The 13,719-nt window shown below is 67.6% G+C and carries 12 protein-coding genes and 1 tRNA gene; 5 read left to right on the top strand and 8 right to left on the bottom strand.

Annotated elements, in window-relative coordinates; translation table 11 throughout:
* Nucleotides 1–2 precede the first annotated feature (2 nt).
* Entirely contained in the window at nucleotides 3–1,169 is a 1,167-nt protein-coding gene (locus QFZ52_RS15425) for an ABC transporter substrate-binding protein (RefSeq protein WP_307498490.1), read from the bottom strand.
* Nucleotides 1,170–1,290: 121 nt separating this feature from the next.
* Nucleotides 1,291–2,088, bottom strand: coding sequence for a MoaF C-terminal domain-containing protein (locus QFZ52_RS15420; RefSeq protein WP_307498489.1), 798 nt, complete (start codon nucleotides 2,086–2,088; stop codon nucleotides 1,291–1,293).
* Nucleotides 2,089–2,342: 254 nt separating this feature from the next.
* Between QFZ52_RS15420 and QFZ52_RS15415 the strand changes: the two genes are divergently transcribed.
* From QFZ52_RS15415 to QFZ52_RS15405, 3 genes are all read left to right on the top strand, one after another.
* Nucleotides 2,343–3,311 (top strand): bile acid:sodium symporter family protein, encoded by a 969-nt coding sequence (locus tag QFZ52_RS15415; RefSeq protein WP_307498488.1) that lies wholly within the window; start codon nucleotides 2,343–2,345, stop codon nucleotides 3,309–3,311.
* Between the two features lie 331 nt (nucleotides 3,312–3,642).
* The gene (locus QFZ52_RS15410; RefSeq protein ID WP_307498487.1) at nucleotides 3,643–5,139 is read left to right on the top strand and encodes an amino acid permease; all 1,497 of its coding nucleotides are present in this window, start codon (nucleotides 3,643–3,645) and stop codon (nucleotides 5,137–5,139) included.
* 200 nt (nucleotides 5,140–5,339) lie between these two features.
* Nucleotides 5,340–6,995 carry a hypothetical protein gene (locus QFZ52_RS15405; RefSeq protein ID WP_307498486.1) on the top strand — a complete coding sequence of 552 codons (1,656 nt, stop codon included), beginning with the start codon at nucleotides 5,340–5,342 and terminating at the stop codon, nucleotides 6,993–6,995.
* Between the two features lie 108 nt (nucleotides 6,996–7,103).
* Here the strand turns inward: QFZ52_RS15405 and QFZ52_RS15400 are convergent, their stop codons facing one another.
* Together QFZ52_RS15400 and QFZ52_RS15395 are read right to left on the bottom strand one after the other, a co-directional pair.
* Complete coding sequence (locus QFZ52_RS15400) at nucleotides 7,104–7,889, bottom strand: LysR family transcriptional regulator substrate-binding protein (RefSeq protein WP_307498485.1); 786 nt, start codon at nucleotides 7,887–7,889, stop codon at nucleotides 7,104–7,106.
* Between the two features lies 1 nt (nucleotide 7,890).
* Complete coding sequence (locus tag QFZ52_RS15395; protein ID WP_307498484.1) at nucleotides 7,891–8,268, bottom strand: VOC family protein; 378 nt, start codon at nucleotides 8,266–8,268, stop codon at nucleotides 7,891–7,893.
* Nucleotides 8,269–8,351: 83 nt separating this feature from the next.
* Between QFZ52_RS15395 and QFZ52_RS15390 the strand changes: the two genes are divergently transcribed.
* Nucleotides 8,352–9,521, top strand: coding sequence for a serine hydrolase domain-containing protein (locus tag QFZ52_RS15390; protein WP_307498483.1), 1,170 nt, complete (start codon nucleotides 8,352–8,354; stop codon nucleotides 9,519–9,521).
* 165 nt (nucleotides 9,522–9,686) lie between these two features.
* Here QFZ52_RS15390 and QFZ52_RS15385 read toward each other — a convergent pair whose 3' ends face one another.
* The gene (locus tag QFZ52_RS15385; RefSeq protein WP_307498482.1) at nucleotides 9,687–11,087 is read right to left on the bottom strand and encodes a flavin monoamine oxidase family protein; all 1,401 of its coding nucleotides are present in this window, start codon (nucleotides 11,085–11,087) and stop codon (nucleotides 9,687–9,689) included.
* Nucleotides 11,088–11,257: 170 nt separating this feature from the next.
* On the opposite strand from QFZ52_RS15385, the gene QFZ52_RS15380 reads away from it, so the two are divergent.
* A complete protein-coding gene (locus QFZ52_RS15380) occupies nucleotides 11,258–11,941 on the top strand; it encodes a TetR/AcrR family transcriptional regulator (RefSeq protein WP_307498481.1) in 684 nt (227 codons plus the stop codon).
* On the opposite strand, the gene QFZ52_RS15375 is transcribed toward QFZ52_RS15380, so the two are convergent.
* The 3 genes from QFZ52_RS15375 to QFZ52_RS15365 form a co-directional block, all read right to left on the bottom strand.
* On the bottom strand, nucleotides 11,938–12,615 hold the full coding sequence (locus tag QFZ52_RS15375; protein WP_307498480.1) for a winged helix-turn-helix transcriptional regulator: 678 nt from the start codon (nucleotides 12,613–12,615) through the stop codon (nucleotides 11,938–11,940). The two genes, QFZ52_RS15380 and QFZ52_RS15375, sit on opposite strands and share 4 nt — an antisense overlap.
* Before the next feature lie 25 nt (nucleotides 12,616–12,640).
* Nucleotides 12,641–13,072 (bottom strand): VOC family protein, encoded by a 432-nt coding sequence (locus QFZ52_RS15370; protein WP_278269183.1) that lies wholly within the window; start codon nucleotides 13,070–13,072, stop codon nucleotides 12,641–12,643.
* Nucleotides 13,073–13,538: 466 nt separating this feature from the next.
* Nucleotides 13,539–13,621, bottom strand: a tRNA-Leu gene (locus QFZ52_RS15365).
* Nucleotides 13,622–13,719: the final 98 nt, after the last annotated feature.

The raw sequence follows: 13,719 nt of genomic DNA, 5'->3' as shown, positions 1-13,719 counted from the left end.
CCTCAGCTCTTCGGAAGGCGCAGCCAGTCGGTGGCCGCCTTCTCCCAGCGATGCGTGCCGGACTTGAGCACGATGGGCCAGCCGGCCGCCGGAACCTGCCCGAACTTGTACGGGTCGCCGATCATCGGGTTGGACATCGGGGCGGCGTCGCGGAGGGCCTTCGCCACCGACTCGCGCGTGACGTCCCCCTTGATCGTCTTGAGCGCCTCGATGAAGTGCTTCGCCGCGAGGAAACCGCCCTGGCTGAAGGAGGTCAGCGGGATGTTGTTCTTCGTCATGAGATCGCGCCATTCCTTGGTGATGTCGCTCTGCTCCGTGAAGGGGTAGAACTCGGCGGGGACGTAGATCCCGGCCCCGGCGTTGTCCACGGCCTTGGCGAAGTTCTCGCTGTACGTGCTGGTCAGGAACAGCCAGGTGACGTCGTTCCAGCCCTGGGCGTTCGCGGCCTTGACCTGCGCGATCGCGTCCGGCTCCACGCCGTTGATGGCGAGCGCCTTGCAGCCCTGCTGGCGTGCCTTGACGATGTACGGCGTGTAGTCCGCGGCGCCATACGGCACGGTGTCGTCGACGTACTTGGGCTTCTTCCCGGTGGCCGCTGTCCACTTGTCGATGGCGGCCTGGTAGCTGGGCCGCGTGGATCCCGCGATCTCGAGCAGGATGCAGATGTCGTCCAGCTTCTTGACCTCGGAACCGTAGGTGAGGGTGAGGGTCATGTCGTTGTACGGGCCGACGTTGGCCGGGGAGATGCTCTTGTTGTTGAAGCAGCCCGTGTCCACGCCGATACCCGGCACCGAGACGATGCCCTGCTGCTCGTAGTACTTGGCATTGAGATCGCATTCGAGCAGGCTGGCGGAGCCGACCAGGGCGACCGCCTCGTCGGACCCGACGAGCTCCCGCGCCGCGGCGGTGGCGCCGGCCGGGTCGCCCTTGTCATCGAGCGCCTTGTAGTCGATCTTCTTCCCGTTCAGACCGCCCGCGTCATTGAAGGCGTCGAAGACGGCCTTCGCCGCCAGCGAGGATTCGGGGAAGGTGGCCGCACCGGACTTGGTGTTGACGGAGCCGACGACGATCGAGCCGCCACCGCCTCCCCCGTCCGCGCCGGAACACCCCGAGAGGACGAGCGCCGCGGCGGCGAGGGCGGCAAGCGAGCCCAGTGCTGATTTGTTCATGGTGTTCCTCCTGCTTGTCCGCCGCGCCATCGCGGCGGTCCGTGGGCTCTCGCCCGGGGTGGTGACGTCCGGGCCAGGGCCGGACGGTCGGGTGGGGGCGGCTCCGGGCCGCGACGACGGCTCAGACCGGCTGTTCATCGGGATAGGACACCGACCCCAGCGGATAGATGTGGCCCCCGGCCCGCGAGTGCTCGGACTCGCCCGCCCCGTTGAGCCCGAGGAAGATCCCCGTGGTCCGGAGCTGGTAGCCGAGGTCGTGCAGCCACACGCTCGCCACCGCGATCCGGAACTCTCGGAAGCAGAAGAGGTACAGGCCGTCGTCGAACTTCCACACGGTGGAGAGGTCCATGTCCCCGTGGCCGCGCTGCACGCCCTGAAGGCACTGCCAGGCGTAGCGCCGGCTTGAGATGTAGACGTGTTCGTAGAGGTGTTCCGGGCTGTAGCGGTAGATGTTGCGCTTGCCGATCAGGTCGCGGCTCGGGCCGGGCGCCTCGCCCGTCGCCTCCCCGCCGACGACGACGCCGGCCCAGAAGTCCTGCTGCACCTGCGGCGTGCCGTCGACCGCCTCGGCAGCGATCCGCGAGCGCACCGCGGTGGCCCGGTGGGTTGAGGCCGAGTAGACGAGAGTGAGCGACTCCCGCTCCCGGCTTTCGAGCGGAAGATTGACGAAGAAGACGTCCTCCCGGACCGCGACCGCGTCGTAGGGGTCGGTGGCGCCGTTCTCCTGAATCCGGCCCTCGGCACGCCAGCTGACCTGGTGCTCCCCGAAGGACAGCAGCAGGTTCGTGCCGTCGTCGAGGGTGACGTCCAGGACGGTGCCGGTCAGGTTCGCGGACGGCAGCCGGTAGCTGTCGATGCCCGCGGCGAATTCGTCGTAGGTCCGCCAGTCGTCGGAGTCGGTGTCGGTCGTTGTGGTCACAGTGTTCCTCCCGGTCCTCGGCGGTCCGCGAGGTGCTCCCGCGCACGGCCATGGGTGTTATCCACGTCACTTCATGGTTGATCCGGGGGCGGGCCCCAACAAGAACAGGCCCCTCGTTCGGGCACCGAGAGTCAACCGGCGTACCGCGGAGGGCAAGTCGCACCCGGCTCCGTGGGCGCCGGGCGCTGGGGATGGCGACGCCGGGCGCCGGGCCGCGCTTTGGCTCCCACCCGCCGTCGTGCCAGCATGAGGGCATGCCCACGGACAGCACTTCACTGGAGAATCCCGCCCTGGCCGCCGAAGCGAAGGTGGCCCGCCTGGCGGTGACGGTGTTCCCGCTCCTGGTCCTCGCGGCCGGTGTCGCGGGCTTCGTGGCGCCCGGAGTCTTCAAACCCCTCACCCCGTCCGTGCCGTATCTGCTGGGCGTCATCATGTTCTGCATGGGCATGACGCTCACGCCACCGGATTTCGCCTCCGTGGCCCGGCGTCCCTGGGCGGTGCTGCTCGGGATCGTGGCGCATTACGTGATCATGCCGGGCGCGGGGTGGGCCATCGCCGTCCTCCTGCAGCTGCCGCCCGAGCTGGCCGTGGGCGTCATCCTGGTGGGCTGCGCGCCATCGGGCACCGCGTCGAACGTCATGGCGTTCCTGGCGAAGGGCGATGTCGCGCTGTCCGTGGCGGTCGCCTCGGTCTCGACTCTGATCGCACCCCTCGTCACCCCGGCCCTGACGCTCCTCCTGGCCGGCTCCTTCCTCCACATCGACGCCGGCGGCATGGTCCTCGACATCCTCAAGACGGTGCTGCTTCCGGTGGTCGCAGGGCTGCTCGCGCGGCTCTTCCTCCGGAAGGCCGTGGCCCGGGTGCTGCCGGTCCTACCCTGGGCCTCGGCCGTGGTCATCTCGCTGATCGTCGCCGTGGTGGTGGCCGGAAGCGCGTCCAAGCTCGTGGCGGCGGGCGGCATCGTCTTCCTGGCCGTGGTGCTGCACAACGGCTTCGGGCTCGGCCTGGGGTACCTGGCGGGGAAGATCGGCCGCCTGGACGGCCGGGCCCGGCGCGCCCTGGCGTTCGAGGTGGGCATGCAGAACTCGGGGCTGGCGGCCACCCTGGCGAACGCGCACTTCAGCCCGCTCGCGGCGCTGCCGTCGGCCGTGTTCTCGGTGTGGCACAACATCTCCGGCGCGGTCGTGGCGGCCTGGCTGGCGCGGAAACCGCTCCAGGACTGACCGCGCCCTGCCGCGCCACGGGACCGCAACGGACCCTCCCCCTCGAACGGCAGGGAACCATAGCACCATTCATCAGCAATGCTTGAAACATTGAGCGGCGAGCATCAGCTCTGCTGTTGCTCAAACCGCTTCCACGCGGCCCTTCCTTGAGGATCCTTAACCGCTGTGGCGAAGCTCTCAGGCCTCCGGGCGCCCGGTGTTAGCTTGATCACCAACATGGTCGCAGGGAACGCTGAACCCCTACCCTGAAACCGCAAACCTTGCAGAATCCGGTCCTGACCGGCGGCTTCCCCGCGCCCGTTTCACCGCTGCACCACCCCCTGGAGGATCCATGAGCGCTGTCCCGCTCCACGAATCCGGCGTGAAGGAATCGACGCCCGAACCACCTCAGCAAGGGCTCCGGCGGTCCATGGACACCCGGCACCTGGTGATGATCGGACTCGGCGGAGTGATCGGCTCCGGCCTCTTCGTCAGCTCCGGCTACACGATCTCCCAGGCCGGCCCGCTCGGCGCCGTGATCGCCTACCTGATCGGCGCCGTCGTCGTGTATCTCGTGATGGCCTGTCTGAGCGAGCTGGCCATCGCGTACCCGGTGTCCGGCGCCTTCCACATCTACGCCGCCCGCACCATGGGCCCCGCCACGGGCTTCACCACCGCCTGGCTGTACTGGCTGACCTGGGCCGTGGCCATCGGCTCCGAGTTCACGGCGGCCGGCGTCATGATGCAGCGCTGGTTCCCGGGCGTGCCGGTCTGGATCTTCTGCCTGATCTTCGCCGCCGTGCTGTTCACCATGAACGCCATCTCCTCCCGCGTGTTCGGCGAGAGCGAGTTCTGGTTCGCCATGATCAAGGTCGCCGCCGTCGTCGGCCTGATCATCCTGGGCGGCGCCGCGCTGTTCGGCTTCCACCCGGCCGCGCAGGGCCACTACCCGCACCTCTTCGAGAACTTCAACACCCCGGGCGGCCTGTTCCCGAACGGCTTCACCGGCGTGATGGTCACCGTGCTCGCCGTGCTCTTCGCGTTCTCCGGTTCCGAGCTGATCGGCGTCGCCGCCGGTGAGACCGCCGACCCCGTCCGCAGCGTGCCCCGCGCCATGCGCACCACGGTGCTCCGTCTGGTCATCTTCTTCATCGGCGCGATCACCGTCATCGCGGCCACCATCCCCTACGACAAGGCCGGCCTCGACGAGAGCCCCTTCGTCACGGTGTTCTCCGAGCTCGGCATCCCGTACGCCGCGGACATCATGAACTTCGTGGTCATCACCGCGCTGCTCTCCGCCGGCAACAGCGGCCTGTACTCCTGCGCCCGCATGCTGTTCTCCCTGGCCGACGAGGGCCACGCCCCCAAGGCGTTCGCGAAGCTCACCAAGCGGGGCATCCCGATGATTGCGCTCCTGGTCAGCCTCGTGGGCGGTCTGGCGTCCCTGGTCAGCAGCATCGTCGCCCCGACCACGGTGTACCTGGTGCTCATCTCGATCGCCGCGTTCGCCACGGTGGCCGTGTGGATGTCCATCGCGGCGTCGCATTTCTTCCACCGCCGGGCCTTCGTCCGCAACGGCGGCGATGTGCGCACCCTGCCGTACCGGGCGCCGTTCTTCCCGCTCGTGCCGATCCTGGCCTTCACGGCCTGCTTCGCCTCGATGGTCGGCATCGCCTTCGACCCCACCCAGGTCGCGGCCCTCTACATCGGCGTCCCGTTCACGGTGGCGTGCTACGTGTTCTTCCACTTCCGCTACGGCAAGGGCCGCAAGAAGCGCGACGGCGAGCAGTCCCCGGCCGCCGAGACCGCGACGGACAGCGAGCCGGAGCAGGTGCCCGCGGCCGTCTGACGCACCGCCCCACCGCGAACCCCCGAACTCGGCGTTTAACGAGCAGGCAGGCGCGTGAAACCATCACAGAATTTCTCGGCCATTTCAGAGGAGCAATTTTGATGGACATCCCTTGATCCATTAATTACGGTCAGGAAATGAATAACTCTGGGGACCATCATTCACGCTCCCGCCGAGCACTTCTTACTTCCGGCGGCCTCGTGACGGCATTGATCGGTGTCACATCGCTGACTTCCGCGTCTCCGGCTGCAGCCGATGGAACAACTCAGTCTCTGGTGTTCAACGTGTTCGACTATTACGGCGCCCCCACGGGAAACACGGCTCAGAATGACACCAACGCATGGAAGGCCTGTCTGGCCGCGGCGAAAAGTGCGGTCGGGTATGGCAGCTATGGCACGTCCGCGAAGACATATCCGATCGTGACGGCTCCCGGAGGCTCATTCCTGATCAACGACACACTCGAGTGGGATGTTCGGGTCTCGATCGAAGGTCACTGCGAGATCAAGAGTGAGATCTCCGAGCCGGGAAAGCCACTATGGCGAGCGGTGTGTGTCGACCAGAGTGATCCGATGTATCTGGCGCGCCATCGCGCAACATCGTTCTCACACGTCGTCAGCCGGGGTAACGGAGAAGGATCGCTGGGAATCCTGATCGCCTACCCCGACGGGGATGGCGTCAGTGGAGGCTTGAAAACCAGTCAGCTGACTTTCCGCAACACAGCCTGGATTCAATTCGGTTGTGCAGTAGAGCTGGGCGATCGCTCCTACATGATCGGATTCCACTCTTCATCCATTCAGCGCAACCAACTCGGACTCAGGAGCCTCACCGGCACGAAAGACACCGGAGAACGCATCGTCTTCGAGGACTGCGATATCACCGGCAATGTGGAGGCGTTCGTGATCGGCAAAGAAGTCGGGGCGCACTTCATCGCCTGCTCTTTCGACCAATACGGCACGGAGGCACAATTGCCGTACGCTCCGTCGGGTGGCGCCACGGCGGTGGATCCTTTGATCGGCATCGTTGACGGCGGGTTCGCCGTCCTTCATGCCTGCCATCTGGAAGGTTATGTCCCGCGAGCGAGCACCGTAGGTCAACCCGATGCCAGGTCCCGACCGTGGTTCGACCTGACAGGTGCTTTCGCCAACTTGTCGATCGTCGACTCGAATTTCCGACTGAAGAAACGTCCTGAAATCACTGGCGTAGGTCGGGAGGTCGATGGTCCTCCCTTCATCCGCTTCCACGACGATCCCGCCAAAGCTCAACGCGCGAGAATCTCCGGAGGATTTTTCGCCAGCAGCGACGAAACTCTCGGGTACCTCGGGGCAGGAGGCGGGACCCTGACCGTGCAGGACACGTCGATGGATGCGAGTTCTCGGTTCTGGCCGCACGTTCAGCGAGGAAAAGGCCTCCTCTATGACCCCGTTCCCACAGCGAGTCTGATTCTCGACGACTGGAAGTTCACCAGTTCGAACGCCTCGATCACTGTGGTGGATGACGGGGATTCTAAAGCGTTCGAGCTGGCGCAGACAGTCAAGGAGTCATCCCTTGCGCAGCTGTTCCTCCCCATTCGGCAGAACGCCCGCTTCAGGATCAGCTTCGAATGGCAAGCCGTTCAGGCCGGAACCGTGCAGGCCCGCATCCACTACGGAACCTCGAAAAAGGTCATCGACCCGACCAAATATGCGGACACAGCTCTCGCCTACACGAACGGATCGTGGCAGTACGCCTCGTTTCCGCAGCTCATGCGACAGCCGGCTCCACCGTGGGCGACCTATGCGGTCCTGTCCCTGTCCCTATCGGCCCTCCCCTCAGGCGGAAAGTTCCGGCTCAGGAACATCGAAGCCTCGCAGCAGTAACCACCTTAAACGCCGAGTTCGGGGGTTCCTTCCGGGTTCGTGGTCTGCGGACCACGGTTTCGAAAGAAACCCCCGAACTCGGCGTTTAACGAGCAGGCAAGCTAGCGCTCAGCGGCCCTTACGGCCCGACGACGGCGGTTTGCCGCGCCCGCGACCGGACCCTTTGCCGCCCCCCGGCTTCCCCTGGGCCGGTTTGCCGCCGGATCGCCCCTTCTGGGCGCCGCCCTTGCCCCTGGACGCCCCGTGAGCTCCTGCCACGGCGCTGCGCGTCTTCCGGGCCTTGGCCGCCTGCGCCTGCTGCTCCTGGTTCACCGAGGGCTGCCGGCCGGAATCCGCACGTCGTCCGCGGACGATCCCCACGAACTCCTGGATCTCGTCCGAATCCGCGTCCTGCCGCCACACGAGGACGATCTCACTCGGTGCGGTGTCGTGCAGCGGACGGGCCACGACGTCCGGGTTGTTGAGATGCCGCACCTCGGGCAGCGGCAGGACCAGGAGTCCCGCGCCGCTGGCCACGACCTCGAGCGCCATCTCCAGCCCGCCCAGTGCCCGCAGTCCCTCGAGGGAGTTGTCGAGAAGCGTCTCACCCTCCAGGTCCTCCAGTGCGAGCTCCTCGAAGGCCGCGATCTCGTGGCCCTTGGCGGCCACCACGGCCTGCTGCTCCTCGTAGAGCGGGATCGCGAAACGGCCCTCACGCAGCGTGGCGGCGGTCCCGGCGTGGACGCGGACGAAGGCGAGGTCCGCCTCGCCGGCGTCCAGCAGGGCCAGGGTGGCCACGGCGTCGTCTTCCACCAGGCGGCGCTCCAGCGCGATCTGCGGCATCCGCTCTTCCCAGCGGCGGATCCACTTCCCCGGCGTGACGCCAGGGACGTACAGGAAGGTCAGGGAATCCACATCAGTCCTGGTGCAGGCGGATGAGGTTGCCGCAGGAGTCGTCCACGTCGACGTAGGTCCCGGACGGGTCAACGACAGGTTCGCCCACCACGCGCAGTCCGGCGGCGGCGAGACGGGTGGCCTCGGCGGCGACGTCGTCGACGCCGAAGACGATCGCCGGCATCCCGGCTTCGTAGACGCGGGAGCGGTAGTCCTCGCCGATCGGGTTGTCGCTCGGCTCGAGCAGCAGACCCGGGCCGCCCGGGATGGAGGCGTCCTGGACGATGAAGAGATTGGCCTCGGGGATCGCCATCAGAGTGTCGAAACCGAACTTCTCGGTGTAGACGGCGTGGGCCGCGGCGGGGTCGGTCACATGGATACTGCACATCTTCACTCGCATGTGATCAAGGGTACGCGGACCGGCTGTCGGTGGGACCCTGTACCGTCTGAACATCACGTGCCGACATCTCCGGAAGGATCCCCATGAGCACAGCGTCCACCCCCGCCGTCCACGGCGCCACCGCCCCCGGTTTCGAGCGCACCCGGCAAGCGTTCGCGGAAGGGTTCGACGGCCGTCCGGACATGGGCGCGGCCCTGTCCGTCTACCGCGGCGGCGAGAAAGTGGTGGACCTCTGGGGCGGCGTGAAGGACGCCCGCACGGCGGAACCCTGGGAAGAGGGCACCGCCGCGGTCATCTTCTCCTGCACCAAGGGTCTGGCGTCTGTGCTCGTGGCCCGGCTGGCGGAGCAGGAACTGGTCGATTACGACGCGCCGCTCGCCACCTACTGGCCGGAATTCGGAGCGCGCGGCAAGGACCGGCTCACGGTGCGGGAGGCCCTCGGGCACCGCGGTGGTCTCGCAGCCGTCCGGGTCCCGCTCACGCGGGAGCAGGTATTGGACTGGGACTTCATGACCGCCCTGCTGGCGGATCAGGAACCCCTCTGGGAGCCCGGCGCCGGATACGCCTACCACTCGATCACCCACGGCTGGCTGAGTGGCGAGCTGATCCGCCGCGTGACGGGCAAGACCGCGGGCGAACTCTTCGCCGAGGTCTTCGGTCCGGTGCATCCTGAAGGCTGGCTCGGCCTGCCGGCCGCGGAGGAACACCGGGTGGCCCACATCAGCCTGTCGGACGGTTACCTGCGGGGCGTCCAGGACCGACTGTCCCTGCCCAATCCGTTCGCCGCCCACGGTCCGGAGCTGGGCGGCGCGCTGCCGCCGACCCTCGTGGGCGAGGACACCGGCGCCAACGACCCCTTCTTCCACCGCCACGAATTCCCGGCCGCAGGCGGCATCACCACTGCTCGCGCCCTGGCCGCCTACTGGTCGGCCACGGTGCACGACGACGGCGCGCGCCTCCTCGGCGACGCCGCGCTGGCCGATGCGCTCACGGTCGTGAGTGAGGGGCCGCTGGAGCTCGACATCCCCGGCCCCGGCGAAGACCGCTTTGCCGCGGGGTTCCAGCTGCCGGGCGTCGACCAGGACCTCCTCGGCCCCGCGGGCTTCGGCCACTACGGCGCGGGCGGGCAGCTGGGCTTCGCCGAACCCGAGCAGGGCACCGGCTTCGGCTACCTCAGCAATTGGATGGAGCCCGACGCCGGCCGCGCCACCGCCGTCGTCCGCGCGCTGCGGGAGGACCTCGCGGAGCTCTGAGCGCCGGCACACGGCGGCACGCGGCACGCGCGGCACGCGCGGAACACCCGCGTTAAACGCCGACGCCGCACCGGGGAGTCAGCTCCGGTGCGGCGTCGTGTGCCTGTTGCGAGGCGTGCCTCCGGCCCCGGGGTCTTCCGGGAGCGGGGACGGGTGAGGCCTGGATCAGGCCTGGCTCAGGGCCTCCTGGCGCAGTTCCTGGTTCGCGGCGATGATGCGGTCGGCGGTCTTCTGGCCCATGCGGACCGCGCCGTCGACGTGCTGGTAGCCCTCGGCGGCCAGGTCGGAGGAGGACCAGTAGATCGGGCCCACGGCGTCGTGCTGGGACTTGCCGTAGCGGCTCAGGCCACCCAGGTCGTAGCTCGCGGCGTAGGCGCCACGGGTCCACTCCTCGGAGCCCCAGTCGGAGAGGTAGAACACGGACGGGTTCTTGGCCTCTTCGCCGAGGTAGGTCGCGATGGAGTCCAGGATGGTGGCCTTGCGCTCTTCCTCGCTCAGTTCGAACATGGCGTCGGCCTTCTCGTCGGAGACGAAGCCCACGAGGGTGCCACGGGGATCCTCGTGGTTGGTGTTGTCGTAGACCTCCTGGACGATGGCGTCCGCGCCGAAGCAGGTGCCGGACAGGCCCTTGTCGCGCCAGAACGGGGTCTCATACACGGCGTGGACCTTGATGACCAGGCCCAGGGACTGGTGCTGGTGCATCTGGTGCTGGCGGCGGGGCAGCGGCGGGTTGAACGAAACGCGGCTGTAGAGGTTCGGCGGCACGGCCATGATGACGAAGCGGGCGTTGACCACGGCGCGATCGGACTCGGCCACGACCTTGTAGCCGCCGTTGCCGTCCTCGGTGTAGTTGATGGTGCGGACCGGGGAATCCAGCACGACGTCGTCGCCCAGTTCCGCGGCCTGGAGCAGGGAGACCTGCTGCATACCGCCCACCACGCGCTTGTCCAGGATGAAGTCCTCATCCGTGAGGTTGGAGAAGGAACCGGCGGAGGCGGCCATGAGGATCGCCTGGAGCGCGGAGAAGGCGTGTGCCGGCTTGGTCAGCATGCCGCCGGCGATGAACAGGCCGATGTTGTTGCAGGCCTCTTCATTGCTGGAGTTCTGACGCAACCAGTGGTGGAAGGAGATGGTGTCGAGTTCGCGGGACTTCGCGTGGGCCCAGGGCTCCTCGGCGCCGATCTCGGCGGCGAGCTCGTCCATGATGGCGGTGAGGCGGTCCATCTCGGCCGCGGTCTCCTCGCTCACCGGGAAGCTGGCGCCGGTGTAGCGGCTGAGCTTGCCGTCGGCGCCCAGGTAGATGGACTCGCCCTCACGGTAGCGGGAGTACATCTCGAGGCCGAGCCCGTCGAGGAGTTCCATGAGCGCGGTCTGGTCCGGGGAGACCCACTGGCCGCCGATTTCGAGCATGGCGCCGTCGATGGTGTCGGTCCAGGTGCGCCCACCCACACGGTCGCGCGCTTCCAGGACGGCCACGCTCAGGCCGGCCTTCTTGAGTCGACGGGCTGCGGTCAGGCCGGACGGGCCGGCGCCGACGATCACGACGTCGCGATCAAGAGTGAGCATTTTTCCTCCAAGTGGATGGGTCAGTGGTGCCGTGACCATCGTCACTAAATGAACACCATTCATTTAGAATGACTATAACCCATGTGACCCGTCCCGCAAAAGACCCCCGGCCACAGATGTTCCTCCCGCTAGAGTGGTGCAAGCCCCAGACCTGAAGAACGAGGATCCCCATGAGCACCCCCAGCACTGAGGACCAGGCCCCCCGTCGGCGCGTGGGCCGGCCCATCAAGGCCGTCCTGACCCATGAGTCGATCGTCCAGGCCGCCCTGGAACTGGTGACGGTCAAGGGGTATGAAGGCCTCACGATGTCCGCCATGGCGAAGAAGCTGGGCGTCTCGCCCTCCGCGCTCTACAACCACGTCACCAACAAGCAGGAGATCCTCATCCTGGTGGAGGACCACCTCGCCGCACAGGTGGATGTGAGCGCCTTCGAGAGCGAGCCGTGGGAGGACGCCGTCCGGCACTGGGCCTGGAGCTACCGCGAGGTCTTCGCGCAGCACACTCCGCTCATCCCGATCATCGCGGTCCTGCCCGTGACCGACGCCCCGCGCACGCTGGCCATGTATGAGGCGGTGAGCGCCGGGTTCCGCCAGGCGGGCTTCCCGGAGGCGCGGATCGTCCCGGCCATCGTGGCCCTGGAGTCCTTCATCTTCGGTTCGGCCTACGACGCGACCGCACCCGCGGACATTTTCAGCACCGGCTCCGAGGGCGAGCGGACCCCGCACTTCACCTCGGCCGTGGCCAGCTTCGAGGAGGCCGAAGGCGGGAGCAACCCGGACCGGGCCTTCAGCATGGGCCTCGACGCGCTGATCGGCGGCTTCCGCGCCCTGCTCCCCGCGACGTCGCCCGCCTAGGCGGCCACCGCTCCGTCCAGGTGGAAGAGGGACGTGAAGCGCTCAAGGAGGCGCGCGTCGCCGTCGAGCACGTGAAGGGCGCCGGAGTGCTGCGCCTCGGCCGGGGACAGCGTCCCGGCGATCAGCTCCCGCAGCTGCGGCCCGGCAGCGAACTCGACGGCGTCCGACTCGCCTGAGGCCGCTTTCGCGTCCGCCCCGCCGACGACGTCGAGCCGCCCGTCCGCCGCCCGCGCCACGAGCGTGACGTCCCCCAGGTGGAGGGTGAACACCGTGGCGGGCGTGCGCGCGGACGCTTCGGCGTCGAACGCGGTCCGCAACGCCATGGTGAGGGAGTCCGCGGTGACCTCGTCGCCTTCCCGCGGCTCCCCCATCGCCTTGAACCCCCAGCGGCCGAGCGCGAGGACCACGTCCTCCAGCTCCCGGCCGTAGGGAGTGAGCTCGTAGACCAGCCCGCAGCGCGGCACGGGGACGCGCCGCACGAGTCCCGCGGCCTGGAGCTCCTTGAGCCGGTCGCTGAGGATGTTCGTGGGGATGCGGCTCAGACCCTTCTTCAGATCGGAGTAGCGGCGCGGGCCCACCAGAAGATCCCGGACGATGAGCAGCGCCCACCGTTCCCCCACGAGTTCCAGGGCCCGCACCACACCGCAGTACTGGCCGTAATTCCGCGCGGCCATGCGTTCCTCCTTGTCGTCAGTTCCTTCAGCCGGCTGCCTGCTCGGCCACGTGCTCGCCCGGGCCGTTCTCCACGGCCTGCGGCTCCATGTAGACGAACTCGAGGATGTTGCCGTCCGGGTCCTCGATGGAGCGCGAGTACATGAAGCCGAGATCCTGGGGGTCGCGGTGCTCCTTGCCGCCGTTGGCGAGGCCCGCCTCGGCGGTGCTGTCCACGTGGTCGCGGGAGTCGCGGCTGATCGCATTGAGGACCTGGACCTGGGTGGCGGGGTCCACCAGCTCACGCGTGGTGAAGGTGGAGAAGAACTCGCGCCGCAGGATCATGAAGAAGACGTTCTCGTCCAGCACCACGCAGGCCGCGTTCTCATCGGTGAAAAGCGGGTTGATGGTGAAGCCGAGGGAGGTGTAGAAGGTCTTGGCCCGATCCAGGTCGCTGGTGGGCAGGTTCACGAAAATCATGGTGCTCACGTCGATACTCCGATGCTGTGATGGCACTTGCTTTTTGCAAGTAAGTCCATCGTGACGCGCGTCACACCGGGTGTCAACGGGTGGGGCGGGACTTTTCAGCGGCGGCCGAACCACAGACGACGGCAACGTGCCGAACGGCGCCGGCGGAGCTCCTCCTCTCCCCGCTCCCGTTCTTCACGCTCCCTGGCCCGGGCCTCTTCCAGCCGCGCCGCTTTCCGCTCTGCCCACGCCTCGACGGTCGCTTCGACGTCGCGCGGCATGGTGATGAGCGGAGGACGGCGCTGAGCGCCATCGACGCCCATCTGGACCGGCTCTTCACGGATTGATGCCGAAAGCCGTGGCCGAGGGCAGCCGCCGCCCCGCCCGGCCGTCCTCGGCGCTGCCCGCCCCCGTCATGCCCGCCGCCGCCCAGACAACAAAAAAACTCCCGGTTCAATGAACCGGGAGTTTCCCTTTGTGCGCGAGGGGGGATTTGAACCCCCACGCCCTTTCGGACACTGGCACCTGAAGCCAGCGCGTCTGCCGTTCCGCCACTCGCGCGCACTTCGCTTTCCCCGTGACCGGTGAAAGCAACGGGAACAATCATAACCATGAGGGAGCCGGAATGTGAAATCGGGTTCCACCCCTTCCCCTCGGCT

The organism is Arthrobacter woluwensis, assembly GCF_030816155.1.
In the GTDB taxonomy this organism is placed as follows: Bacteria; Actinomycetota; Actinomycetes; order Actinomycetales; family Micrococcaceae; genus Arthrobacter_E; species Arthrobacter_E woluwensis_A.
Note: the sequence above shows the minus strand (reverse complement) of the source record. Positions and strands in the feature narration are given on the sequence as shown.

What these genes read in the sequence shown, in the direction of transcription:
- QFZ52_RS15385 (WP_307498482.1), bottom strand. Translation starts at nt 11,087, where the DNA reads ATGCTCACTCTTGATCGCGACGTCGTGATCGTCGGCGCCGGCCCGTCC.
- QFZ52_RS15390 (WP_307498483.1), top strand. Translation starts at nt 8,352, where the DNA reads ATGAGCACAGCGTCCACCCCCGCCGTCCACGGCGCCACCGCCCCCGGT.
- QFZ52_RS15370 (WP_278269183.1), bottom strand. Translation starts at nt 13,072, where the DNA reads ATGATTTTCGTGAACCTGCCCACCAGCGACCTGGATCGGGCCAAGACC.
- QFZ52_RS15415 (WP_307498488.1), top strand. Translation starts at nt 2,343, where the DNA reads ATGCCCACGGACAGCACTTCACTGGAGAATCCCGCCCTGGCCGCCGAA.
- QFZ52_RS15425 (WP_307498490.1), bottom strand. Translation starts at nt 1,169, where the DNA reads ATGAACAAATCAGCACTGGGCTCGCTTGCCGCCCTCGCCGCCGCGGCG.
- QFZ52_RS15410 (WP_307498487.1), top strand. Translation starts at nt 3,643, where the DNA reads ATGAGCGCTGTCCCGCTCCACGAATCCGGCGTGAAGGAATCGACGCCC.
- QFZ52_RS15380 (WP_307498481.1), top strand. Translation starts at nt 11,258, where the DNA reads ATGAGCACCCCCAGCACTGAGGACCAGGCCCCCCGTCGGCGCGTGGGC.
- QFZ52_RS15395 (WP_307498484.1), bottom strand. Translation starts at nt 8,268, where the DNA reads ATGCGAGTGAAGATGTGCAGTATCCATGTGACCGACCCCGCCGCGGCC.
- QFZ52_RS15375 (WP_307498480.1), bottom strand. Translation starts at nt 12,615, where the DNA reads ATGGCCGCGCGGAATTACGGCCAGTACTGCGGTGTGGTGCGGGCCCTG.